This is a genomic window from Paenibacillus sp. 37, from assembly GCF_008386395.1.
In the GTDB taxonomy this organism is placed as follows: domain Bacteria; phylum Bacillota; class Bacilli; order Paenibacillales; family Paenibacillaceae; genus Paenibacillus; species Paenibacillus amylolyticus_B.
Window position 1 is genome coordinate 1,998,518 of the sequence record NZ_CP043761.1, and the last position, 24,276, is coordinate 2,022,793.

The following is a 24,276-nucleotide window of genomic DNA, read 5'->3' on the forward strand; positions in this document are numbered from 1 at the left end:
GACACGCTTTCCATCAATCCGCTTCGTATATCCCCATCGGCCTTGCCATATACTTTGAACAGGAAGGAAAGGAGTGATTCTTGTGGAACTGTTTGCTGTATGGACCGATGTATCGGGGCAAGATGAAGCGGATCAATTTTATCGTTGTGTCAAGGAAAAAACCAAAGGTTTACATATAAGTAAAAGAGGATTTCGGCTCACCTTCAAACATAATGATGGAAGAGCAACCTGGGTGTGCAGAGGGAATGAGAATCACGAAGACTTCCAGCAATGGCTTCCCCGGATCAGTGATCTGCTCTCCCTTGGACTCGCCGACTTCATTATGGAGACACAAGAACGGAGCATGGTGGAGGATATGATCGCCAAGGCGTGTTCTGTCATGGATGAGCATGAAGTGGAAAAGGTCAATCGAATCTGCATGCCACTTCTATTAAATGGTGATCTGGATCAGCCCGGACTTCGGGAGCGCCGCCGTACTACGTTAGCCAGTGGACTACGACAGGATCTGGAGGATGTTCACTTTTTTCACCTTGAAGGCATTATCAATTTCCGTATACGGCCATATAAGCAGGAACTTCAGGAGTTAGTGGAGTATGCGCTGGATGAATTTTGGATGGATCGGCAGTATGAAGAGTTTATGGGACTGTTAAAATATTTTGTGTTTTTTCAAGAAGCCAAAGTACCTCTGGTTCATCTTGTACACAAGGGAATGCATGAATTTCAGGTGCTGGATGCTGGACTTAATCTGTTACCCGTGCAAAAGGATGAACAGGTTGTTGTTGAAATGCCGGGTCTGGAACTGGAGATGGATATCGAAGATATGATTGTAAGTACACTCATCTCCATCTCTCCTGAGAAGGTCATGCTCCATACAAGCACCCCGGATCTGCCAATCATCTCTACCATATGCCAGATCTTTGAAGACAAAGTGCAAATATGTCATCATTGCCCGGAATGCGAAGTGCTGCGCTCAGGATTGTTGACAGGTCTTGACGCAAGTGATCTCGGCAATTATAATAACTGTTGATCCATGAATTTTTTATGTGAACCATTGAACCAAAAGCGTTGACAAAGACAACAACCACACGCAAGATCGGTGCAGAGAGAGGAACCAAGGCTGAAATTTCCTCCGGATATCACGTATGGTTTACCCCTTTGTAGCTGCAATTTTGAAAGTGGAGTTAGAATATCGCCTTTATTGGGATTATCCGCGAGTAAGGATCTGCCGGGTCATGCCCGTTATCGTCATGCCAATGAGGGCTGTATTTCCGAATATGGATGAATCAGCTGAATTAGGGTGGAACCACGAGTATATATCACTCGTCCCTTTGCCGGGACGGGTGTTTTTTGCGTTCCTTTGCAAAATGACTGGAATAGCAATAGATAATCAGTCCATAAATATCTGGACACGAAGGTTACATTAACAGGAGGAATGAGACAAATGGCAGTGAACATTAAATTACCGGATGGTTCGGTACGTGAGTACGCGGATGGCAGCACGATTGAGGACGTAGCCGCTTCAATTAGCAGCGGATTGCGCAAAAATGCCGTAGCCGGCAAGTTGGATGGTATCGTGGTGGACTTGTCAACAACACTTCATGAGGGAGCATTGGTGGAGATCGTAACTCTGGATTCACCAGAAGGACTTGAAGTGATGCGTCATAGTACAGCTCACTTGATGGCTCAAGCAGTGAAACGTTTATATGGTAACAAAGAGGTACGCCTCGGTATCGGCCCTGTCATTGAAGATGGTTTCTACTATGATATGGACCTCGAACATGCGCTCAATCCTGAAGATCTGCAAAAGATCGAGAAGGAAATGGAACGTATTGTGAATGAGAACTTGCCAATTGTACGTAAGGAAGTTAGCCGCGAGGACGCGATCAAAACGTTCGAAGAAGTGGGCGATCCTTACAAACTTGAGTTGATTCGTGATTTGCCAGCGGACAGCGTGATTACGATTTATGAGCAAGGTGAATTCTTCGACTTGTGTCGTGGTCCTCACGTACCATCAACTAGCAAAATCAAAGTGTTCAAACTGATGAATGTAGCGGGTGCTTACTGGCGTGGAGATAGCAAAAACAAAATGCTTCAACGTATCTATGGTACGGCTTTTGTGAAAAAAGCACAGCTGGACGAGCATCTGCACTTCCTCGAAGAAGCTCGCAAAAGGGATCACCGTAAGTTAGGTAAAGAGCTGGAAATGTTCACATTCTCCCAACTGGTCGGTCAAGGCCTGCCAATCTGGTTGCCTAACGGTGCGAAGCTGCGCCGTACTCTGGAGCGTTATATTGTGGATCTGGAAGAAAGCCTGGGATACCAGCATGTATACACACCGGTTCTGGGTAATGTGGAATTGTACAAAACATCTGGCCACTGGGAGCATTACCAGGAAGATATGTTCCCAAAAATGGTTATGGATAACGAGGAACTCGTTCTCCGTCCAATGAACTGTCCTCACCATATGATGGTGTACAAGTCCAGCATGCACAGCTACCGTGATCTGCCAATCCGTATTGCAGAGCTTGGTATGATGCACCGTTATGAAATGTCGGGGGCATTAACAGGTCTGCACCGCGTACGTGCAATGACACTGAACGACTCACACATTTTTGCACGCCCGGATCAGATCAAAGAAGAGTTCGCTCGTGTTATCGAGTTGATTCAAACCGTGTACAAGGATTTCGGTATTAACGAATACCGTTTCCGTTTGTCCTATCGCGATCCGAAGGATACCGAGAAATACTTCCAGAACGACGAGATGTGGGAGATGTCCCAACGCATGCTGCGTGAAGTTGTGGAAGAACTTGACCTTCCTTTCTATGAAGCTGAAGGTGAAGCGGCGTTCTACGGTCCGAAACTGGATGTTCAGATCAAAACAGCCCTGGGCAAAGAAGAGACATTGTCTACAGTTCAACTGGACTTCCTGTTGCCTGAGCGCTTTGAACTTGAATATGTGGGAGATGACGGACAGAAACATCGTCCGGTTGTTATTCACCGCGGTGTAATTAGTACAATGGAACGTTTCACAGCATTCTTGCTGGAGAACTTTGCAGGAGCTTTCCCATTGTGGTTGTCTCCGGTACAGGCAAAAGTGATCCCGGTATCCGGAAACTTCGACGATTATGCACGTGAAGTGGAAGCGAAGCTGAAACGTGCGGGAATCTCTGCTGAAGCCGATCTGCGGAATGAGAAGCTTGGATATAAAATCCGTGAGGCGCAGCTTGAGAAAATGCCTTATATGTTTGTTGTCGGTGAGAATGAGCGTAATGCAGAAGCAGTATCCGTACGTAAGCGTGGAGAAGGCGATCTGGGCATGAAACCGGTCGATGAAATTATCGCTCAACTGAAAGAAGAAATTGCAACACGTTTGGTATAAATGAACAAATGATCTATTAGATAACCAGTGCATAAATTGTGCTGATCACTCTGCATAACGCCTGGATAACATGGGATTGACCTATGTTATTCAGGCGTTTTTTCGTAGTGTTTGCAGTAAAAAGTATAGATTAATTGCTTTTTGGAAAACCTTTGCAGTGAGGGGGAGGTTATACAATGAAAAAGCAATTCTCAATTCAAAAGAAACATATACGGGGTTTATTGGTTGGCTGTGCGATGTTCGCCGGGATGATGATTAACCTGAATCAGGCGGATGCCTATACATTTGAAGAGGAAAGTACAGTACTGCATGTCGAGAGTCAGAGCAGCGGCAGTGAAGTCCCGATTATTGAAACTTCGAACAAGTCTGATCAAAAATTTCCAGAACAGATCAGCCATCAATACAGCGATGAGGCCCAGCTGACAACCATGGTGTATATGGCTTTATTGTGGTCACCACAACCAATGGTCATTCCAAGACCTGAGCTTCCAGAGAAACAAGTGGCAGATCCGTCTATGCCGGTGCTTGCTCCGCGGTCAGAACAAATCCTGGGTACACAAAAGGTTACAGCAACGGGATATACGGCAGGTGTAGAGTCTACAGGAAAAGGACCAAAACATCCTCAATACGGAATTACGTATTCTGGTGTAAAAGTACGTCGTGATAAAGAAACAGTTTCCACGATTGCAGCTGATCCAAAATTGTTCCCGATGGGTTCCATTCTGTACATTCCGGGCTATGGTTACGGAATTGTTGCAGATACGGGTTCGGCGATCAAAGGCAATAAAATCGATCTGTATTTCCCGACAACCAAGCAAGTGTACAAAGAGTGGGGCAAAAAGGATGTGGAGGTACAGGTGATCAGGCAAGGCGCTGGAAAGTGTACAGAAAAGATGCTCAGCGAGTTGGCCGATGCAATCGACGTGTACAAATCCGTACCGGATTCGTGGTTGGACAAGGCCATTTAATTTCACATGGTCAAATGAATAACTGAAGTGCTCTCTCCACATAATACTGACTGGGGACGAACCCCGCGGTGCAGCAATGCATCGTAAATATGAAGAGAGAGGTGATTCGTTGTGGCTAAAAAATCACAAGGGTTCCAAACGCCAAACGAGAAGTACAATGCAGAGTTTGGAGAAGAGAATGCAGCAGCAAAAGTGAAGCAATCCGCTCAAAACAAAGTACAAGATAATTTCCAAACACCTGATGAAAAATACAATGCCGAGTTCGGTGTAGAAAACACAGGCCAAACTGGCCAAGGTCAAGGCAAAGCATCAAAATACAAAAAATAATTGAAGATTCATTAATCAAATGATGATTCAGCACCCTGGAGCACCAGCTCCGGGGTGTTTTACATATGCGAAGTTTTTTACATTAATATCCTCCCATCTCAGTCTCGAGACCGAGATGAATTCCACCTGCCGCCGCTGTTCTCATTGTCTTGTCTGAGTTACACTGGATACATAATACAGACAAAGGAGACATGGGTGATGAAACGATCGACGCGTGACCGCTGGTGGGTTGGCATACCTCTTATTGCTATTGGTGCGATGATCTTGTTCAGACAATTGGGATATGACATTGATGTAGGATATATTTTCAGAACATATTGGCCGTTATTTCTAATCTGGTGGGGGGTCAAAGGAATCTCCGAGATTCGTCGCAACGGGGGTTACGCCTTTATTGGACCCGTAATTGTACTGGCGATTGGTGGTTACTTTCTTGCCCGTAACCTGGGATGGATTGATTACTCCATGGGAGAGTTCATTCGTTATCTGATCCCGGTTATGCTGATTGGCGGAGGATTGTTTGTACTGATTGGGCCACGACGTCGTGATCGGAAACATCATGACAAGATGCAGCCACCTCCAGCACCTGAGCAACCTTATAAACCGTTGGCTCCGGAGGATCTGGAGATGCCGTCATCGTTTGACGAACAGTTCGAGAAAACATTTGGCAAACCAAAACAGGAACAGAAGAACGATGCACATGGCCCTCATTTCACAGGATCAACGGATTCATCATCACAAGGGCATCAATATAAGAAGAAACATCAATCGTATAACTCTAATGATACCGGATATGGAGAACATTATGATGATGGCTACGGAAATGGTTATGGGGATTATGGCAATGGCAATACCATTAACAAATCGGCGTTCATCGGGGATCTGTACATGGGGCAGGAAGTTTTCTCGTTAAAACCAATGAACATTTCGGCTTTTATCGGAGATACCGTAATTGATTTGACCAAAGCACAGATTCCATACGGTGAGACAAAGATTGTTATTTCTTCATTTATTGGGGATGTGAAAGTATTTGTTCCAGAAGATATGGATCTGGGTGTGACGGTGACGACAAATTCCTTCATTGGAGATATGTCACTGTTGAACCAGAAACGTGGCGGATTCCTGAGTAGTGCCCAGGCTGAAACTGCCCATTACCATGAAGCGAGCAAAAAGGTACGGATTATTGTAAGTGTGTTTATCGGAGACGTCAAAGTGAATAAGGTGGGTTAACGCATGATTCGAACAATTCTCAAAGCCAATAAATGGGAACTGATGATGTATTTTGCGCTAACTGGTCTGATTACGCTGGGCGGATTCTATCTATTGTATGGAGAGGTGTTGATGGGGGCTGGTCGTCAGCGGGCATGGACCTATGTGGCCGTTGTTGTGCTGGCCACCGTTATCACCGGATATATCGCTGCATTACGACTTCAGCGCAAGATCGACCTGCTTGATCTCAACATGTTGAAAGTGTCCAAGGGTAATCTGGCGGTGCGCATGCCTGAAGCGGATGACGCTTCATTTGGTCGTGTCTATCAGGAGTTCAATGTCATGATGGATTCGATTGAGAAAAAGATGAGACTGCTTCAGCGTCTCGGTGAGCAGGAAGTCATTGAGAAGGAGCAAGCCTCGGAGCAGGCTGTGCTTGAAGAGCGCAAACGAATGGCAAGGGACCTCCATGACACGGTTAGCCAGCAGCTGTTTGCCATGCATATGTCGGCTTCGTCTTTACCTCGTCTGCTGGAGATGAATCCGGAACATGGTGGTAAAGTACTGGACCAGTTAATCCAGATGTCACATATTGCACAGCGTCAGATGCGAGGACTGATTGCTCAGCTTCGACCGGTGGAGCTGGAAGGGCGTGACCTCACCGCAGCACTGGATAGCTGGTTTCCTGATTACTGCAGGCAGAATGGTCTTAAAGGTGTGAAAGAGCTGGAACTGGATGGCGGAATCTCGGATGCCATTGAGCACCAGCTGTTTCTTGTTATTCAGGAGGCAGTTGCCAATGTCGTGAAGCATGCAGAGGCAGGGGTGGTCAGTCTGTCCATACGGGAAAGTGAACATCAGATTAGCATGAGCATCAGCGATGATGGTCAGGGATTTTTGCAGCAAGCGGAGCGACCGGGTTCATACGGGTTATCTACCATGCGTGAACGGGCGGAGAAGCTTGGGGGGCAAGTTCAGATTATATCGAAACCGGGAGCGGGAACGACGGTGCGGGTATTGATTCCGAAATTCCCGAACGTTCCTGAGTGAACCAGAGGGGGAGACGGAATGAGTGGTAAAGTAAACGTGATGATTGTGGATGACCATGATATGGTGCGCATGGGGTTGAAAACATATCTGATGCTGGAACCAACTTTTCATGTGATGGGAGAAGCGGGCCACGGGCAGGATGCGCTTGATCAGTTACGCAAGTTAAATGATAGTGAAATGCCGGACCTGATCCTGATGGATCTGATGATGCCGATAATGAATGGCGCTGAAGCAACAAAAGCCATCATGACTGAATTTCCAGGGATGAAAATTGTAATGCTCACCAGTTTCCTGGAGGATGATCTGGTTGTGCAAGCGATTGAAGCGGGTGCGGTAAGTTATGTACTGAAGACAGTCTCTGCTGAAGAACTGATCTATGCTCTGCAAGGGGCCTATAGAGGCATGCCTGTTATGACAGGTGATGTGTCGCAGGCGTTAACCCGGGGAATCAGACAACGTACAGCGAGAGAGAGTGAATCCGGTCTGACTGAACGGGAGAAGGAAGTGCTGCTGCTTATTGCAGAGGGAAAGACCAACAAAGATATCGGAGAAGAATTACATATCAGTATCAAAACCGTCAAAACACATGTAAGTAACCTGCTGATGAAATGTGAAATGGACGATCGTACACAATTGGCCATCTATGCGCATCGTCAGGGTTGGGTGAAAACGAAAGGGTAAAATGCTGTCGTGACGGGGAACAGAGTCTATTCTTACGTGCTTTTATCTCCTTTTTAATTGTTTTTAAGGTACGGTTAAGGTTTAAAGTACAAAATAAGGACAGTTAAAGAATATCTCTTGGGAATAAGAGATTGGGAGGTAGAGAGGCATGGACGAACGCAACTATAGATCGAACCGTCAAGACGAGGAAAACGAAACCAAACAAACGGAGAACCGCAATTCTTCCGGAACGGACGAATCCTCCTATTATTATTCTTATGGACCTTTTCAGTCCGTGAATCAGGAAGATACAGCAAATCACATGGGAAGCAATAATCAACGTGAAGAAGGAAATGTAGAGATTACAAAACCTGATCCGGTGAGACCCGTACCTACTTACTATAATAGTGAATCATCTGAACAAGCGAAGAGATCATCAGCAGGCGGTGGAAACGGCTCAGGTAACGGTGGAGATCAAGGGAATGGCGGCAAAGGCAACTGGAACTATAATAACCGCAAACCGCGTTCTTCCGTAAGATCACTTCTATTTTCCTTTATTGCCGGTATGCTTGTCATCACCGTTCTCATGTACACAGCTGACAGAACAAACATGTTCACACCAGAGACGGCACTTACGAACACGGACAATCAAAGTTCAGGACAGGAAGCATCCACAAACACAGGCGGAGGCAACAATGTCACAGCGTCGTTACTGCCAACAGGCAAAGAAGATGTTTCTTCCGTAGTGACGAGTACAAGTCCAGCAGTCGTCAAAATCGAAACACTCGCGAAGCAGTCCTCACGTACAGGATTGGGTCAGGGTGGATCAAACACAAGTGATCCGTTGTACCAATACTTCTTTGGTAATGGCGGTGGAACGGAAGGCAATCAAGGCCAAAGCCAGCAACCACAAAGTAGTAATCAGCTTGTACCTATGGGCATTGGTTCCGGGTTCATTTTTGACAAAGAAGGATATATCCTGACGAATCAACACGTTGTTCAGGGTGCAGACGTAATCCAGGTAACCCTGGAGAACAACAGCAAGCCTTATGAAGCTAAACTGCTGGGAAGCAGCTTTGATCTGGATTTGGCTGTATTGAAAATTGAGAAAAACAGTGGTGACGATGCGTTCCCTGTAGCTCCACTGGGTGATTCCAACAGTACCCAAGTCGGTGAATGGCTTGTAGCTATTGGTAACCCGGAAGGATTTGAACACACCGTTACAGCAGGTGTACTGAGTGCCAAAGAACGTACAATCAGCATTCCAGATGAAGAAACAGGAAAAACACGTGAGTACAGCCATTTGCTGCAAACCGATGCTTCGATTAATCCGGGTAACTCCGGTGGTCCGTTGCTTAACCTGAATGGGGAAGTTATCGGAATGAACGTTGCAGTAAGCGCAGATGCACAGGGAATTGGTTTTGCAATCCCATCGAGCGTCATCTCTGAAGCCGTTAAATATCTCAAAGAGAACAAAGAAGTGCCCAAAGAGCCAGTACCATTTATCGGCGCGTCTCTGATGGCTCTTACGCCTGAAGTTGCTAAACAAATGGGAACAGATGTTACCGAAGGTTCAGTGGTAGCCAGCACGATCTTCCAATCACCGGCTTACCAAGCAGATCTTCGTGCATATGACATCATCACAGGTGCCAACGGTACGCCGTACGCCACAAGTCAGGATCTGATTGATTTTATCAAGAAACAGGAAATCGGCAGTGAAGTTACACTGAATGTGGTGCGTGATGGTAAGAAAATGGATCTGAAAATCAAAATCGGCAACAAAAATGATTTTGATACTTCACAAACAACAGATACACAACAGCAGCAACCATAAATATCGGGCAAGGATTAACAGAACGGAAGGGATTGAAGGCCCTTCCGTTTTTTTGCCCTGATTGAGCAAGGTTACAATGGACCAGTACGGATTGGAGACCGCCTACTTGAAGATGCAGATTGTGCTTCTGCCTGTTACAATGGGATAAAACGTTAGGAAAAAGGAGAAAGACCACCATGCGCTCAACTATTTTGATTGTCGATGATGACGAAAAAATTGTGTCCATGCTTCGCCGGGGGCTGGCTTTTGAAGGATATGAGGTACAGACGGCTTCCAATGGAGCCGAAGGCCTCAGCAAACTGATGGACAAGGAACCGGACATCGTTGTGCTGGATGTGATGATGCCGCAGATTGACGGATTTGAGGTATGTCGCAGATTGAGAGAAGCAGGCAGCAAAGTGCCTGTGCTAATGCTGACGGCCAAGGATGAAGTACAGAGCCGGGTGACCGGACTGGACACAGGAGCCGATGACTACCTTGTAAAACCTTTTGCGCTGGAAGAATTATTGGCACGTGTCCGCGCATTGCTCCGCCGAAAGTCTGATAGTGGGGGCACGCCGGACAACCGCTTAATGTATGAAGATATCATTTTGGACAATGACTCACGCGAAGTTTTGCGAGATGGGCAGCGTCTGGAGCTGACTGCCAAAGAATTCGAGCTGTTGAATCTGTTCATGCAAAATCCAAGACGGGTCCTATCTCGCGATCTGATTATGGATAAAATCTGGGGTTATGATTACAGCGGCGAATCTAACGTGCTCGAAGTGTACATTGCCATGCTCAGACAGAAGACCGAAGAATACGGTGGCAAGCGTCTAATCCAGACCATCCGGGGAGCCGGCTATATCCTGAGAGGTGACTCCTGATATGTCCATCCGGTTAAGACTAACCGCATGGTATTCTGGCATTTTGGCGGCTGTGCTTATTTTTTGGGGCGTTGTAATCTATGCCTTTGTGTATTTTAACTCCTATCAGGAAGTCGAACAGCAACTGAAAGTGAAGAGTACCCGGATTACGGAGCAGATCGGTGTTAATCCTCTTTCACAGTCGTTGGATCTGGACCCATTTACAGAGAGTCAGCTTCAGGAGGCACAAATCTATATTCAACTCTGGGATTATCAGAGTCGCTCAGGCAGAATTTCGGGTAATATGGAGAAACTGCAGATTCAGTTTCCGGTATTAAAAGCCAATGAGATACTTAAAAAGCGAGGCATATCCAAGATCTATGTGGATGGAACGCCGTTTCTGGTGAATCAGCTCCCCCTTTCTCTTCAGGGAACCAATGAAGTACGTGGAATTCTTCAGGTTGGTGCGAATGTAAGTTCACAAGAGCGCTTGCTGGAAGCGTTGCTTAATATTTTGGTTTTTGGCTGGCTGGTAGCGATGGCATTGGCTATAACCTCAGGCCTTGTGCTGGCCCGCAAGTCGATGCGTCCGCTCGTGACTGTCATTGATGCCGCCAATCAGATTCAATCTGGAGATGACTTAAGTGTACGTATTCAATATGCTGGGCCGAAGGATGAGATTGGGCGTCTGATTGAAACGGTGAATAATATGCTTGAACGTACAGAATTGTCATTCCGTGGTTTGGAGGAGACAAATGCTGCCCAGCGCCGCTTTGTATCCGATGCATCGCATGAACTGCGTACGCCGCTGACCACCATTCGCGGGAACGTAGACTTCCTGAAGAAGCTGTGGGATCAGGAGGGAACCGACCGACCGAATCTGGATGAGGAGACTGTCAAGCAAATGTCGCTGGAAGCCATTGAAGACATGGCGGACGAGGGAAAACGTATGAGCAGGCTGATCAGCGACATGTTATCGCTGGCGAGAGCGGATACGGGTCAGAAAATTGAACTGAATCCGATCCCGCTGCAGATACTCGTACAGGAAGTGGCACGCAGAGCACAATTTCTGGATCGTCAGGCAGACTGGCTTCCAGGAGATTTTTCCATCCTTAACGGCATTTATGTGAACGGTAGCAAGGACTATCTGCAACAGATGTTGTTTATTTTCATTGAAAATGCGTTTAAATACACACCTGAAGGCTCTGTGACGCTGGATGCCGTATTATACAAAGGTCAGGTGGGACTACGCATCAGCGACACCGGTATTGGGATGGATCGGGACGAAGTGCCGTTCATCTTTGATCGCTTCTATCGGGCAGACGAATCCCGCGGGGCTACACCGGGCATAGGTCTGGGACTTTCGATTGCGAAGTGGATTATTGAGGAACACCATGGATCGGTTGAGGTTGTGACCAGACGTGGAGAAGGAACCACCTTTATTATCTGGTTGCCGGTTGTCTTTGCTCCGCCTATCGAATAAAGGTATAATAGACAGGACTGCAATTACATCGGCAACGTTGCCGAGAAAGAAAGCGGGTGGCAACCAAGTGGAAGTACTACGAATTTCGCCGCGGGGATATTGTTACGGCGTTGTGGATGCGATGGTGCTCGCGCGTCAAGCGGCACGCAATCTGGATTTACCACGACCTATTTATATATTGGGTATGATTGTGCATAACCAACATGTGACGGATTCCTTTGAAGATGAAGGTATTATTACATTGGATGGTCCGAACCGGATGGATATTTTGAGCCAAGTGGAGAGTGGCACGATTATTTTCACAGCTCATGGTGTATCTCCTGAAGTGCGCAAGTTGGCACGGGACAAAGGATTGACAACAGTGGATGCAACATGCCCTGATGTCACCAAGACCCATGATCTCATTCGGGAGAAGACGGCAGAGGGTTATCAGATCATCTATATCGGCAAAAGGAATCATCCTGAACCAGAAGGTGCCGTTGGTGTTGCACCAGATCTTGTTCATCTGATCGAGAAGGAAGAAGAGATCGAAGAACTGAACGTATCTCCAGGCAAAATCCTTATTACGAATCAGACCACGATGAGCCAGTGGGATATCAAACACATCATGAGCCGTCTGCTAGAGAAGTTTCCGGGCGCAGAGATTCATAATGAGATTTGCCTTGCAACTCAGGTTCGTCAGGAAGCTGTCGCGGAACAGGCAGGTCAAGCGGACCTGGTTATCGTGGTGGGTGATCCTCGCAGCAATAACTCTAACCGTCTGGCACAAGTGTCGGAGGAGATTGCGGGTGTTACGGCCTACCGTGTATCTGATGTTTCCGAGATTCAGCAAGAATGGCTCAAAGGTGTAAATAAGGTGGCGGTTACTTCGGGTGCATCAACACCAACACCGATCACGAAGGAAGTCATCCTTTACCTGGAGCAGTATGAACATGACAAGCCGGAGACGTGGGAGATCAAACGTACCGTGAACATGAGCAAACTGTTGCCTCCAGTTAGAGAAAAAACACGTACACCTTAGGGCAAAGGAAATGTAAAAGTAAGTCTAAGTGTATGTGAGTTAAAAACGAGATGTGAATGAGAAGAATCCTGTTATGCAGATCCGAATGTCGGAGCCTGTGGAGCAGGATTCTTTTTGTATATGGATAAGGAATGTGTACCTTGACGCAATAAGATAACTATGGTATATTCACTTTAACGGATAAAAGCTTAAAAGCGAACAAGCGTTTAAGCGCGACAGAGTTTTTATGTTTAATCAGACGCACGTTAAGAAATTATGGTGCTCTCATACAAGGAAGGATGGGAATTAATATGATCGTTATTGCAGGCAAAGCTACACCGGAGGAACAGATTCAGGATATCGTTGCAGTTATTGAAAAAGAAGGGCTTCAGGTGCATATCTCTCGCGGAGAGGATCGTACTATCATTGGTTTGATTGGCAAAGTTGAACCTAAAATGCAAGAGCATCTTCGCCAAATGAAAGGTGTCGAGAATGTTGTGAAAATCTCGAAATCCTACAAATTGGCAAGCCGTGACTTCCATCCGGAAGATACGGTGATCTCCATCAAAGGTGTGGATATCGGCGGAAAAGAACTTGTCGTCATGGGTGGACCATGTGCAGTTGAATCCGCTGCGCAGATTGATGAGATTGCGGGGCTTGTGAAAGCTGCTGGTGGGCAAGTGTTACGTGGTGGTGCATTCAAGCCGCGTACAGGTCCTTACAGCTTCCAGGGAACGGGCGTAGAGGGATTGATCATGATGGCGGAAGCAGGCAAGAAACATGATCTGCTGACCATTACAGAAGTCATGACACCTGAGTATGTGGATATTTGCGCCGAGTACGCAGATATTCTGCAAGTAGGTACACGTAACATGCAGAACTTTGACCTGCTCCGCAAATTGGGCGAGTGTGGCAAACCGGTATTGTTGAAACGTGGCTTCAGTGCGACATACGATGAATTGTTGAATGCGGCTGAATACATTCTTGCGGGTGGTAACCCAAATGTCATGCTGTGTGAACGTGGTATTCGTACGTTTGAATCCTACACACGGAATACGCTGGATCTGTCCGCGATCCCTGTTCTGCAGTCTCTCAGCCATTTGCCGGTTATTTCTGACCCGAGCCATGGTACTGGACGACGTGAACTGGTGGAACCGATGACAAAAGCTTCCGTTGCTGCGGGTGCCAATGGCCTGATCATTGAAATGCATACCGATCCGGATAACTCCATGACAGGAGACGGTGTGCAATCCTTGTTCCCTGACCAATTCGCCAACCTGTTGCAGGATCTGGAGAAATTGGCACCAATCGTGGGTAAATCATTCAGCACAGCCAAACAACCGGCAGAATTTTTCCCGGCACGTGTAGGCGTATAATCAGAATTTCATAGTCAAGGTCTGGCTCATCAGCCGGGCATCTCATCTGGTCTCGTTTATTACGATGATCTCAGATAGATGCTCGGTTTTTTGCATATTTTGCAGTTTTGAACGTATTTATTAATCAATAGTGATAAGAAACATTTATGATGTGAAGTTTTTTCCATGATTTAGGATAAAAAAGGGGTCGCTTTACCGCATTAAACCAGTTAAATGTATATGAAACTAGTTGTTATATGAATTTTTGTTATTTATAAAATGTGAGTATAGCTAACATACTCGCAAAAAATACCTTACATAAGTATTGACGATGTCAGGTTTTAAAATTTATAATGACGACAGAAAAAAATTCGAATTTAGACATTTTCTTAGTGGGGTTGTTTAATGTTCGGAATATTTGGGAGGACGAATACATGTCGGTTGAAAACGTATTGAAATCAATTCAAGAGAACAACATCGAGTGGGTAGATTTTCGTTTTGTAGATTTAGCTGGTCGTGCACATCACATTTCCTTGCCAGCTTCGGCTGTTGATGCAGACACGTTCACAAATGGAGTAGCTTTTGACGGTTCTTCTATCCAAGGTTTCCGCGGAATTGAAGAGTCCGATATGGTTATGATGCCAGACCCTGAAGCGACTTATGTCGATCCGTTCACTGCACACCCTACATTAAATGTTATGTGTGATATCTTCACTCCGGACGGCGAGCGTTATGAGCGTGACCCACGTAGCATCGCTGTTAAGGCAGAAGCTTATTTGCAAGAAAGCGGTGTAGGTACAGCGGCATTCTTCGCACCTGAATCCGAGTTCTTCATTTTCGACGATGTACGTTATGAGAGCGGTACGAACAGCTCTTCCTACTACGTAGATTCCGAAGAAGCTTCATGGAACACGAACCGCAAAGAAGAAGGCGGAAACCTGGGCTTCAAAGTACGCACTAAAGGTGGATATGTTCCAGTAGCACCAGTAGATACACAACAAGATATTCGTAGCGAAATGTGTCGCCTTTTGGAAGAAGCAGGCCTGTCGATTGAGCGTCATCACCATGAAGTGGCGACAGCGGGTCAAGCTGAAATCAACTTCCGTTTTGATACACTGAAGAAAACAGCAGATAACCTGCTTGCATACAAATACATCGTGCACAACACTGCACGTCAATATGGTAAAGTAGCAACATTCATGCCAAAACCATTGTTCGGTGATAATGGTAGCGGAATGCACGTTCACCAATCCATCTTTGATGGCGATTCCCCATTGTTCTATGACAAAGCAGGATATGCTAACCTGAGTGAAATGGCATTGCACTACATCGGAGGTATCTTGTACCATGCTCCGGCACTGATCGCTTTGACTAACCCTAGTACAAACTCATTCAAACGTCTTGTACCTGGTTACGAAGCACCGGTTAACCTGGTTTACTCCAAAGGTAACCGTTCCGCAGCAGTTCGTATTCCGGTTGCAGCTGTGACACCAAAAGGTTGTCGTATCGAGTTCCGTACACCAGACTCCACAGCTAACCCATACTTGGCATTCTCCGCGATGTTGATGGCTGGTCTGGATGGAATCAAACGCAAAATCAACCCAACTGAGCTTGGATATGGTCCGCTCGATAAAAACATCTATGACCTGTCTGATGCAGATAAAGAAAACATCCGCAGTGTGCCAGCTTCCCTCGAAGAAGCACTTGATGCATTGGCAGCTGATAACGAGTTCTTGACTGAAGGCGGCGTATTCACAAAAGAATTCATTGAAAACTACATCAACCTCAAACGTGATGAAGCGAAAGCAGTAGCGATTCGCATTCATCCACACGAGTACAGCCTCTACTTCGACTGCTAATCGGTCGGGGTCGGAACAGTTTTTGTTCCAACATAAAGCCTCCGGGACACGCTCTCGGAGGCTTTTCCTTGAATTAAACAATGTAGTGCTTTAACTTTGCAGGGTGATAAAGGAATTTGATGACCTGAATTCAACACTTCAGTGCATATTGCCCTTGAAGCAGATAGAGAATACTGATATCATAGCGATAATATTCACTTTGAGTGCATTTTGCACAAATCCATAGAGCGACTTTCAATAAGTAAGATATAGATCAAAATGATTCAATTTGTCTATATCTTATACCCGTGAGCGATTCTAATCGAATTGTGCAAAATGCTGTTTGTATGTCAGAGTTACGGATGGAAAGGGCGGGGGATTTTGTGACAAAAAGAGCGTATAATTTTAATGCAGGACCTGCGGCGTTGCCACTTGAGGTACTGGAGCGTGCACAGGCGGAATTTGTAGATTTTCGTAATACAGGCATGTCGATTATGGAGATGTCTCACCGTGGAGCGGTGTACGAGTCTGTACATAATGAAGCTCAGGAGCGCTTGTTGTCGCTTCTAGGCAATCCAAAAGGATACAAGGTTCTCTTTCTGCAGGGCGGTGCAAGCACTCAGTTCGCGATGTTGCCAATGAACCTGCTCGGTGCAGGGCAGACTGCAAGTTACGTGATGACTGGCAGCTGGGCCAAAAAGGCTCTGTCTGAGGCGAAGTTGATCGGCGAGACACATGTTGCTGCATCTTCAGAAGCAGAGAAGTTTATGAAATTGCCGGACGTTTCGAATCTGAGTTTGCCAGAACGTACGGCTTATGTACATCTGACTTCCAACGAAACAATTGAAGGTACGCAATTCAAGTCGTTCCCGGATACCGGTTCAGTACCTCTGATTGCGGACATGTCGAGTGATATTTTCTGTAAACCATTTGATCTTAATCAGTTCGGCATGATCTACGCGGGTGCACAGAAGAACCTGGGTCCATCCGGAATTACGGTTGTAATTGCTCGTGAGGAACTGGTGAGCGATTCGCCTAAAACGATTCCAACCATGCTTCGTTACAGCACACATGTAGATAACAACTCCCTGTACAATACGCCGCCATCCTTCTCGGTATATATGGTGAATGAAGTATTGAAATGGATTGAAGAACAGGGCGGACTGGCTGGTATTGAGCAAAAAAATACGAAAAAAGCGGAATTGCTCTATAACACAATTGACGCTTCCGGCGATTTCTACCGTGGTTGTGTGGAAACAGAAGATCGTTCCCTGATGAATGTAACCTTCCGTCTTGCTTCTGAGGAACTGGAGAAAAAGTTCATCAAGGCATCAGAGGAAGAAGGATTTGTAGGTCTGAAAGGACATCGCAGTGTGGGTGGTCTCCGTGCCTCCATTTATAATGCTGCTCCTTATGAGAGTGTTAAGGCACTGACAGACTTTATGAGCCACTTCCAGAAGATAAATGGATAATTAAGTATAGGTACGGTGTAATGGACCTTCGTGTCTAATCCTGTGCCTTACCAGAGCCTTCCACATTGACGTGTGGAGGGCTTTTCTTTAAGATTAGAGGGTTGTCGTCAACATGAAATGAAAAGGAGATTGAACACATATGGCTTTACACATCGTTCTGGTTGAACCAGAAATTCCGGCGAACACAGGCAATATTTCGCGTACTTGTGCGGCAACCGGTACCCATCTGCATCTCGTACGTCCACTTGGATTTCGAACAGATGATGCTACATTGAAACGTGCAGGGCTGGACTACTGGCATGCTGTTCATATTGAATACCACGACTCCTTTGCTGAGGTTCAGGAAAAATATCCGGAAGGTCGTTTCTTCTACGCAACTACGAAGGCCAAGAACCGATACAGTGATTTTAATTTTCAGGATGGAGATTTCCTCGTGTTTGGTAAAGAGACTAAAGGCCTGCCACCTGAATTAATTGCTGCGAATCCCGATACATGCATGAAAATGCCAATGACTGGTGACGTTAGATCATTAAATCTGTCCAATTCGGCAGCAATTATTGTATATGAAGCGTTGCGCCAGCTCAATTTCCCGGGGTTAGAAGGATAAATTGAGGTTATAAATGACGGCTAGAATTCGGTAAAAAAACATTTTTCAAAAAAAAGGACAAAAAATGTTTATTTCCAGCAGGATTCGACAAAATCTTGGCGAATCTATAAACATAGTACAAATGTACCTAGAAATTTAGAGTAAGATAGGAGAGGTGTGCCGTAGCTATGAAGCCAGCTGGAGTAGTTCGCAAAGTTGACCAATTAGGTAGGATCGTATTGCCTAAATCTTTGCGTAAAAGGTATCAAATGAATGAGGGAGATCCTGTAGAAATCTTAGTACAAGGGGACCATATTATCTTGGAGAGATATCGTCCAAAATGTATTTTCTGCGGATCCATCGAGGAAGTCAACGAGTTCAAAGAGCGTTACATATGCGCACAATGTTTAGATGAAATGACTCAGCTTCCACAACACGGATAAGAAATAACGTCATGGGGTCCATTGACCCCGTGGCGTTTTTTTTGTTTTATTATCAATTGGATGGCATAATTGCAAATTGAAAAAAGATAAAATAAGTAGACTAACGCTGGGTGTAAAGGGGTAAAACCTCATTCCAGACGGCATTCAGGATGCCTTGCATATTTTCTTCCTCACTATTAATACATATGACAGCTTCCTTTGAGGGAATTACGATACACAACTGACCATAGGCGCCATCGGCGCGGTAAGCATCATGGGAACACATCCAGAACTGATACCCGTAACCTTTTCCCCAATCACCGTCTCCAGTCGTTTCGATCTGCTGGGACGTAGCCTGTCGAATCCAATCCGCAGGAACAAGCTGTCTGCCCTCCCAAAAGCCCTCCTGCAGCAGTAACTGTCCAAATCGACTCAGTTCCTCATTACTTATCCAAAGACCTGCACAGCCAAGTGTTACGCCGAGTGGAGAGGTTTCCCACTCTACATCATGGATGCCAAGTCGATCAAATAACCGTGGAGTCAGGTAATCTTTCACGGTTTGGCCGGTAGCAGCCTGTAGCATGGCTGAGATCATAAATGTATCCCCACTGCTATAGGTAAATTGTTCTCCAGGTACCCGGTCCAGAGGCAGAGACATATAATATTTCGCCCAGTCCTTTTCGGTCAATGAAGCTCGCTCATCAGCCCAAAGAGGGGGAGAGTCATGACCCGAAGACATTCGGAGAAGATCACGTAGTTTCAATTCCTGCGGCGATGGGAGATTGCGCTGTGCAGAGGGTACATGATGATAAGAGAAATAATCACCAAGTGTCGCATCCAGATGTATCAGACCTTCTTCAAGCGCAAGACCAACGGCCATACACGTGAAGGATTTACTGATGGAATGTTGTACCCTGCGCTGATCCTTATCCCGGTCCCAATGGGCAAGCAGATGCCCTTTTTGTAATATACGAATGGAAAAAACGTTCAATTGTTGCTCCGTAATCGAATGAATGAAACCTTTGAGTTGCTCAGACATATTAACCTCCCTAATATCAGGTGAAACCTGAGTAAAATCGGTTGGTGAAACGTTTCCGTAATTTGAATGCAAAATCAGAACCCATGTTAGTATAAACCTGGTTTGGTGTCAATTAAAGTTGTAATATCACTTACTAAATTTTCATATTTTCGTAATAATAGTGTCTTTGGACGCAAATTTAGACTTAAAAGAGCATTTTTTCGAGAAAAAAACGCGAAATTTGTAAAAAGGTTATTGACAGGATTTACTCATCGGGCTTATGATTTATTCGAAACGATTCGAAGAAATCGCTTCCACATTAAAAGTGTTGTAATGAAGTCCATGTGAATCAACGTTGGCTACGTTTTGAAACGATTCGAGAAAATCGTTTCGATAACCCATCGTAATACAAGGGAATCTACAACAGCCTGCAATCCAACGCCAGAGAAACGAATGAGTAAAGACAGCAGGCGATGATGAGAGGGGTTACATTTATGGCACATATAACGATCGAAACTGGATCGCCAACCTTATGCATGAATACCAGCATACATGTTGTGTCCAGTGACTCCGGAGAGACTTCAGGCGGTACACTATATCTGTTGCACGGGGCAGGCGATAATGCGAGTACCTGGCAGCGGTTAACCACAATTGAGATGTATGCAGCGCAATATGGCTGTACTATCATTATGCCGGAAGCGAATCGAAGCTATTACACCGATATGGAATACGGCCTGAATTACTTCCACTACATCACTCAGGAGTTACCTGAAATATGCAAGCGTCTGCTCAATCTGAATCCTGATCCGGAGAAAACATACGTCGCCGGTTTATCCATGGGTGGATATGGTGCGCTGAAATGTGGACTAACTTATCCAGAGCGATATCGCAAAGTAGTGTCTCTATCCGGCGTAACGGATATCCAGACACGACTCCATGATCCCCATATGCCAGCGACCATGATCAAGGAAATGAAAGCGGTTTTTGGAGAATGTTTACAGGTGAAAGCCGATCAGGATATTTACGCACTGTCGGCCAAGCTGCTTGAACAGGGTGTTCCTTTACCGGATATCCTCAGTTGCTGTGGCGATAGTGACCCCTTCGTAGAGATGAATCGCGACTATGCGAGATACATGCAAGGGACTGCCTTTGATTTTCGGTATGTGGAGACGCCGGGGGCTCATGAATGGAAATTTTGGGAGCACCACCTGAGAACAATGTTTGATTTTCTGTACAACGACAAGACCATAGTAGAGTGAGGAGATGCAATGTGAAACCTGCAGCCGAAGGACCTAGCAAAAAGCTGAAGGGAAACGTGAAGGGCAGTTCGCTCTGGACTGAAATCTGGAAGCACCGAATGACATACACCCTGCTTATTCCGGGGCTTGTCTGGCTAATTCTGTTTGCCTACATGCCGATGGGTGGCCTGTCTCTGGCATTCAAAGATTACAAGGCCAACCTGGGCATCTGGGGAAGTCCATGGAGCGGATTCGAGAACTTCAAATATGTTTTCCGTGATCCAACCTTTATCGATGCAGTATGGCGTACGCTGTACATCAATATTCTGAAACTGATTATTCAGTTCCCGTTCCCGATCATTCTGGCGCTGTTGCTGAATGAATTGCGGATGCGCAGAGGGAAAAAATTGTTCCAAACCGTTCTTACATTCCCGCACTTCCTGTCCTGGATCATCGTATCCGGGGTAGTCATCAATGTGCTGGCATATGACGGACTGGTAAACAGCGCGCTCGGATTACTCGGATTGCCAACGATTAACTTCCTGGGGTCTGAATCCAACTTTGTACCAATGTTGCTGTTAACTGATATTTGGAAATCAAGTGGATGGGGCGCGATTATATTCCTGGCTGCCATTTCCGGTATTGATCAGGATCAGTATGAATCAGCACAGATTGACGGGGCTTCCCGTATGCAACAGATGTTCAAAATAACTTTACCGAACATCCTTCCAACCATCACAATCATGTTTATTCTCTCGGTTGGTGGATTGATGTCTTCCGGGTTTGACCAGATCTTCAACTTGGCAAATGCGGCTACCAAAAATGTATCGGAAGTACTCGATGTATATATCTATCGGATTACGTTCCAGTCATCTACCGATTTCTCATTCTCGACAGCGGTCAGCTTGTTCCGTTCCCTGGTGAATATGGCCTTGCTGCTTCTTGCTGACAGATTTGCCAAGTGGCTTGGCGGAGACGGTTTGTTCCGATAAGAGAGGAGGAAAAATGAGATGAGCAAGAAAGCTAACAAAAAACCGAGAATTGGTACAGAAAAAATGACACTTCTCGATTACATTATTTTCGCCGTATTATTAGTGCTTGCCCTGATGATCCTGATTCCGTTCTGGAATGTCATCATGATTTCATTTGCGACACAAAAAGAATATGCTGACAATCCATTTTTGATGTTCCCTAAAGAATGGACATTGGATTCCTACAAGGCATTGTTCGCTGACGGAACGATTCTGACGGGGTACAAAAATACAATTATATTGCTAGTCATCGGCTTGCCACTCAGCTTGTTCCTGACAACAAGCATGGCATATGGCCTTAGTCGCAACAAATTTCCGTTTAAGAAGTTTCTCTTTTTCCTGGTATTGTTCACCATGATCTTTAATGGTGGTATCGTACCGCTGTACCTGATCATGAAATCACTTCATCTTACAGGTACGCTGTGGTCCGTTATCCTGGCGGGAAGCTTCAGTGCGTTTAACATGATTCTGATGATGAACTACTTCTACACCTTGCCTGAATCGCTGATGGAATCGGCGAGACTGGATGGAGCAGGAGAGTGGAGAATTTTGTTCTCCGTTGTTCTTCCGCTTGCTACACCAATTATGGCTACAATCACGTTGTTCTACGGTGTGGCTTACTGGAACAGTTGGTATGATGCGATGATATTCCTTCGAAAAGCGGATCAGTTACCGCTCCAGAATGTACTCCGAAATATTATCGTGACATCTACGACGAATGCATCCAATGCATCCAGTGTGGATGCTGCCCAGGCAAGCAACTTCTCAATGGGCATGAAGATGGCGGCCGTATTTGTCACCATGGTACCAATTATGTGTTTCTTCCCAATGCTGCAAAAACACTTTGCCAAAGGGGTATTAACAGGGGCAATCAAAACCTGATATACGTATAGGATTTTGTATCAAAATTCAACACAAAAACATGGGGGTAAAACATGAAAACGAAGAAAAAGTTGTCAGTAAGAGCTCTCTTTGCCATCACGCTTAGTGTAGTTATGCTGATGGTGACCGCTTGTTCCAGTCAAGGAGCTTCAGGTGGTAACGAAAAAGATGCAGAGGGAAATTACAAAGACAACCTGACCATCTCTGTAGCTAACCTGACAGAAATCAAAAACGGGAACCTGGATAATGACTTCCACAAGTTCTGGACAGACAAATTTAATTTAACATGGGACTACAACTATATCGATTGGGATTCATGGGGCGAGAAGCTTCGTCTGTGGATCAACTCTGGCGACTTGCCGGATGTAGCGGTATGGAACTACGTACATGGCGATGCCATTAACAGCATTGAACAAGGTTTGTTCTACAAATTCCCGGATGACTGGAAAGAACGCTGGCCTAACGTGGCAGCAGCTTACAATTTGACGGGTCTTGGAGACAAGTTGGAAGAATTGACAGGTGGAACATATGTCCTGCCTAGACCAATCTATTTCGAGAACAAACCGGCTGACCCACTCACGAACCAAATTGGTGTCATTGCGCTTCGTAAAGACTGGGCTGAAGCAGTTGGTTTTGAACTGAAAGATGCTTATACAACAACCGAATTGAACGAATATGCTGCGCTAGTGAAAGAAAAAGATCCAGGCAAAGTGGGTAACAAACTTGTACCTCTGTCCTACAATGCGGCAGATGCCATGACAAACATGATTATGCCAAACAGTGTGCATGCCATGACTGACTCTCCGTTCTACAAAGGTGAAGATGGTAAGTTTCACTGGGGACCAGCAGATCCTGAAACGCTGACAGGACTTAAATTGATGCAAAAAGCCTATAAAGATGGACTGCTCAATCCTGAGTTCTACACATGGAAAAACAATGAAGGTCAAAACAACTTCAAAGTAACAGGTACAGCTGCTGTAACAAGTCTGGGCGGACTGGCTTCGTATAGACAAGGTCTGGATTCCGATATGAAAAAAAATCTGGGTGTAGATAGTGATGAACTGGTACACACAGCAATCGTAGTAGGCGATGACGGTAAATACCGTAACATGGAGCAAGCCAACTTCTGGTCGGCATTGATCTTCAATCCAGACATTAGTGACGAGAAATTCGAACGGATCATGGATCTGATCGATTACTCCGCAACAAAAGAAGGACAGTTGCTCATCAACATGGGCTTTGAAGGAAAAGATTGGAAATATGATGAAAACAACGAACTCGTTAGCTTGTTGCCAGAAGGAACGGTATTGGAAGATAAATATCCAGCACGTTTCGAAGGTCTGTATCTGCTCGGTGACGACTTCAGTGTTGTAAACCCTGCAATCAAAAAAGATTACCGTGATAGAGCCGTTAAATTGTTCGAAGAAAAAGCAAAACTTGGTACAGAAGGCAAATCGCTTGCACCATACGATTGGGATGTCAACCTGTACGATTCCAAAGCTAAGAGTCAGGCTTCATTCGACTACCAGAATGAATATGCCAACTTGATCCTCAAAAACGGAGATCTAGAGGCAAACTGGAAAGAATGGGTAAACAGTAAAATGTCCCTGGTTCAACCTTATCTGGATGAGCTAAACGATAAATTCTAGTAATCATTCAGTAATTAATTTTGAACCCGGTGC

21 protein-coding genes are annotated in these 24,276 nt (G+C 45.5%); 20 read left to right on the plus strand and 1 reads right to left on the minus strand.

The features are described 5' to 3' along the window. The first annotated feature begins 82 nt into the window (after positions 1-82). The 16 genes from F0220_RS09115 (at position 83) to F0220_RS09190 (ending at position 18,446) form a co-directional block, all read left to right on the plus strand. Positions 83-1,027, plus strand: coding sequence for a putative sporulation protein YtxC (locus F0220_RS09115; protein ID WP_146118047.1), 945 nt, complete (start codon positions 83-85; stop codon positions 1,025-1,027). Positions 1,028-1,441: 414 nt separating this feature from the next. Then, the gene (gene thrS, locus F0220_RS09120) at positions 1,442-3,379 is read left to right on the plus strand and encodes a threonine--tRNA ligase (protein ID WP_091014697.1); all 1,938 of its coding nucleotides are present in this window, start codon (positions 1,442-1,444) and stop codon (positions 3,377-3,379) included. Between the two features lie 428 nt (positions 3,380-3,807). Continuing rightward, positions 3,808-4,347 (plus strand): 3D domain-containing protein, encoded by a 540-nt coding sequence (locus F0220_RS09125; protein WP_081595013.1) that lies wholly within the window; start codon positions 3,808-3,810, stop codon positions 4,345-4,347. A 111-nt stretch (positions 4,348-4,458) separates the two neighbouring features. After that, on the plus strand, positions 4,459-4,674 hold the full coding sequence (locus tag F0220_RS09130) for a hypothetical protein (RefSeq protein ID WP_091014696.1): 216 nt from the start codon (positions 4,459-4,461) through the stop codon (positions 4,672-4,674). A gap of 198 nt (positions 4,675-4,872) precedes the next feature. After that, positions 4,873-5,901, plus strand: a complete 1,029-nt coding sequence (gene liaF, locus F0220_RS09135; RefSeq protein WP_047842275.1) for a cell wall-active antibiotics response protein LiaF — start codon at positions 4,873-4,875, stop codon at positions 5,899-5,901. A 3-nt stretch (positions 5,902-5,904) separates the two neighbouring features. Beyond that, positions 5,905-6,930 (plus strand): HAMP domain-containing sensor histidine kinase, encoded by a 1,026-nt coding sequence (locus F0220_RS09140; RefSeq protein ID WP_091014695.1) that lies wholly within the window; start codon positions 5,905-5,907, stop codon positions 6,928-6,930. 18 nt (positions 6,931-6,948) lie between these two features. Next, on the plus strand, positions 6,949-7,611 hold the full coding sequence (locus F0220_RS09145; RefSeq protein ID WP_091014686.1) for a response regulator: 663 nt from the start codon (positions 6,949-6,951) through the stop codon (positions 7,609-7,611). Positions 7,612-7,759: 148 nt separating this feature from the next. Next, on the plus strand, positions 7,760-9,424 hold the full coding sequence (locus F0220_RS09150; RefSeq protein ID WP_091014685.1) for a S1C family serine protease: 1,665 nt from the start codon (positions 7,760-7,762) through the stop codon (positions 9,422-9,424). A gap of 176 nt (positions 9,425-9,600) precedes the next feature. Next, the gene (locus F0220_RS09155) at positions 9,601-10,290 is read left to right on the plus strand and encodes a response regulator transcription factor (RefSeq protein WP_091014684.1); all 690 of its coding nucleotides are present in this window, start codon (positions 9,601-9,603) and stop codon (positions 10,288-10,290) included. 1 nt (position 10,291) lies between these two features. Next, on the plus strand, positions 10,292-11,752 hold the full coding sequence (locus tag F0220_RS09160) for a sensor histidine kinase (RefSeq protein WP_105598005.1): 1,461 nt from the start codon (positions 10,292-10,294) through the stop codon (positions 11,750-11,752). Positions 11,753-11,819: 67 nt separating this feature from the next. Further along, on the plus strand, positions 11,820-12,773 hold the full coding sequence (locus tag F0220_RS09165) for a 4-hydroxy-3-methylbut-2-enyl diphosphate reductase (protein ID WP_076327038.1): 954 nt from the start codon (positions 11,820-11,822) through the stop codon (positions 12,771-12,773). A 290-nt stretch (positions 12,774-13,063) separates the two neighbouring features. Next, complete coding sequence (gene aroF / locus F0220_RS09170; RefSeq protein WP_036610039.1) at positions 13,064-14,128, plus strand: 3-deoxy-7-phosphoheptulonate synthase; 1,065 nt, start codon at positions 13,064-13,066, stop codon at positions 14,126-14,128. A 413-nt stretch (positions 14,129-14,541) separates the two neighbouring features. After that, positions 14,542-15,966 (plus strand): type I glutamate--ammonia ligase, encoded by a 1,425-nt coding sequence (gene glnA / locus F0220_RS09175; RefSeq protein WP_105598006.1) that lies wholly within the window; start codon positions 14,542-14,544, stop codon positions 15,964-15,966. A gap of 362 nt (positions 15,967-16,328) precedes the next feature. Beyond that, the gene (serC, locus tag F0220_RS09180) at positions 16,329-17,417 is read left to right on the plus strand and encodes a 3-phosphoserine/phosphohydroxythreonine transaminase (RefSeq protein WP_105598007.1); all 1,089 of its coding nucleotides are present in this window, start codon (positions 16,329-16,331) and stop codon (positions 17,415-17,417) included. 139 nt (positions 17,418-17,556) lie between these two features. Next, on the plus strand, positions 17,557-18,024 hold the full coding sequence (gene trmL, locus F0220_RS09185; RefSeq protein WP_017689589.1) for a tRNA (uridine(34)/cytosine(34)/5-carboxymethylaminomethyluridine(34)-2'-O)-methyltransferase TrmL: 468 nt from the start codon (positions 17,557-17,559) through the stop codon (positions 18,022-18,024). 167 nt (positions 18,025-18,191) lie between these two features. Further along, positions 18,192-18,446: an AbrB/MazE/SpoVT family DNA-binding domain-containing protein gene (locus F0220_RS09190; RefSeq protein WP_036610032.1), complete on the plus strand. Its 255-nt coding sequence runs from the start codon at positions 18,192-18,194 to the stop codon at positions 18,444-18,446. 100 nt (positions 18,447-18,546) lie between these two features. On the opposite strand, the gene F0220_RS09195 is transcribed toward F0220_RS09190, so the two are convergent. Beyond that, a complete protein-coding gene (locus F0220_RS09195) occupies positions 18,547-19,464 on the minus strand; it encodes a serine hydrolase domain-containing protein (protein WP_105598008.1) in 918 nt (305 codons plus the stop codon). 473 nt (positions 19,465-19,937) lie between these two features. Between F0220_RS09195 and F0220_RS09200 the strand changes: the two genes are divergently transcribed. The 4 genes from F0220_RS09200 to F0220_RS09215 are packed head-to-tail and all read left to right on the plus strand — an operon-like array spanning position 19,938 to position 24,243. Next, on the plus strand, positions 19,938-20,702 hold the full coding sequence (locus F0220_RS09200) for an alpha/beta hydrolase (RefSeq protein ID WP_091014675.1): 765 nt from the start codon (positions 19,938-19,940) through the stop codon (positions 20,700-20,702). An 11-nt stretch (positions 20,703-20,713) separates the two neighbouring features. Continuing rightward, positions 20,714-21,673: an ABC transporter permease gene (locus tag F0220_RS09205; RefSeq protein ID WP_105598009.1), complete on the plus strand. Its 960-nt coding sequence runs from the start codon at positions 20,714-20,716 to the stop codon at positions 21,671-21,673. A gap of 18 nt (positions 21,674-21,691) precedes the next feature. Then, positions 21,692-22,594 carry a carbohydrate ABC transporter permease gene (locus tag F0220_RS09210; RefSeq protein WP_036610027.1) on the plus strand — a complete coding sequence of 301 codons (903 nt, stop codon included), beginning with the start codon at positions 21,692-21,694 and terminating at the stop codon, positions 22,592-22,594. Positions 22,595-22,647: 53 nt separating this feature from the next. Beyond that, positions 22,648-24,243, plus strand: a complete 1,596-nt coding sequence (locus F0220_RS09215; RefSeq protein WP_105598010.1) for a type 2 periplasmic-binding domain-containing protein — start codon at positions 22,648-22,650, stop codon at positions 24,241-24,243. The last annotated feature ends 33 nt before the right edge of the window (positions 24,244-24,276 follow it).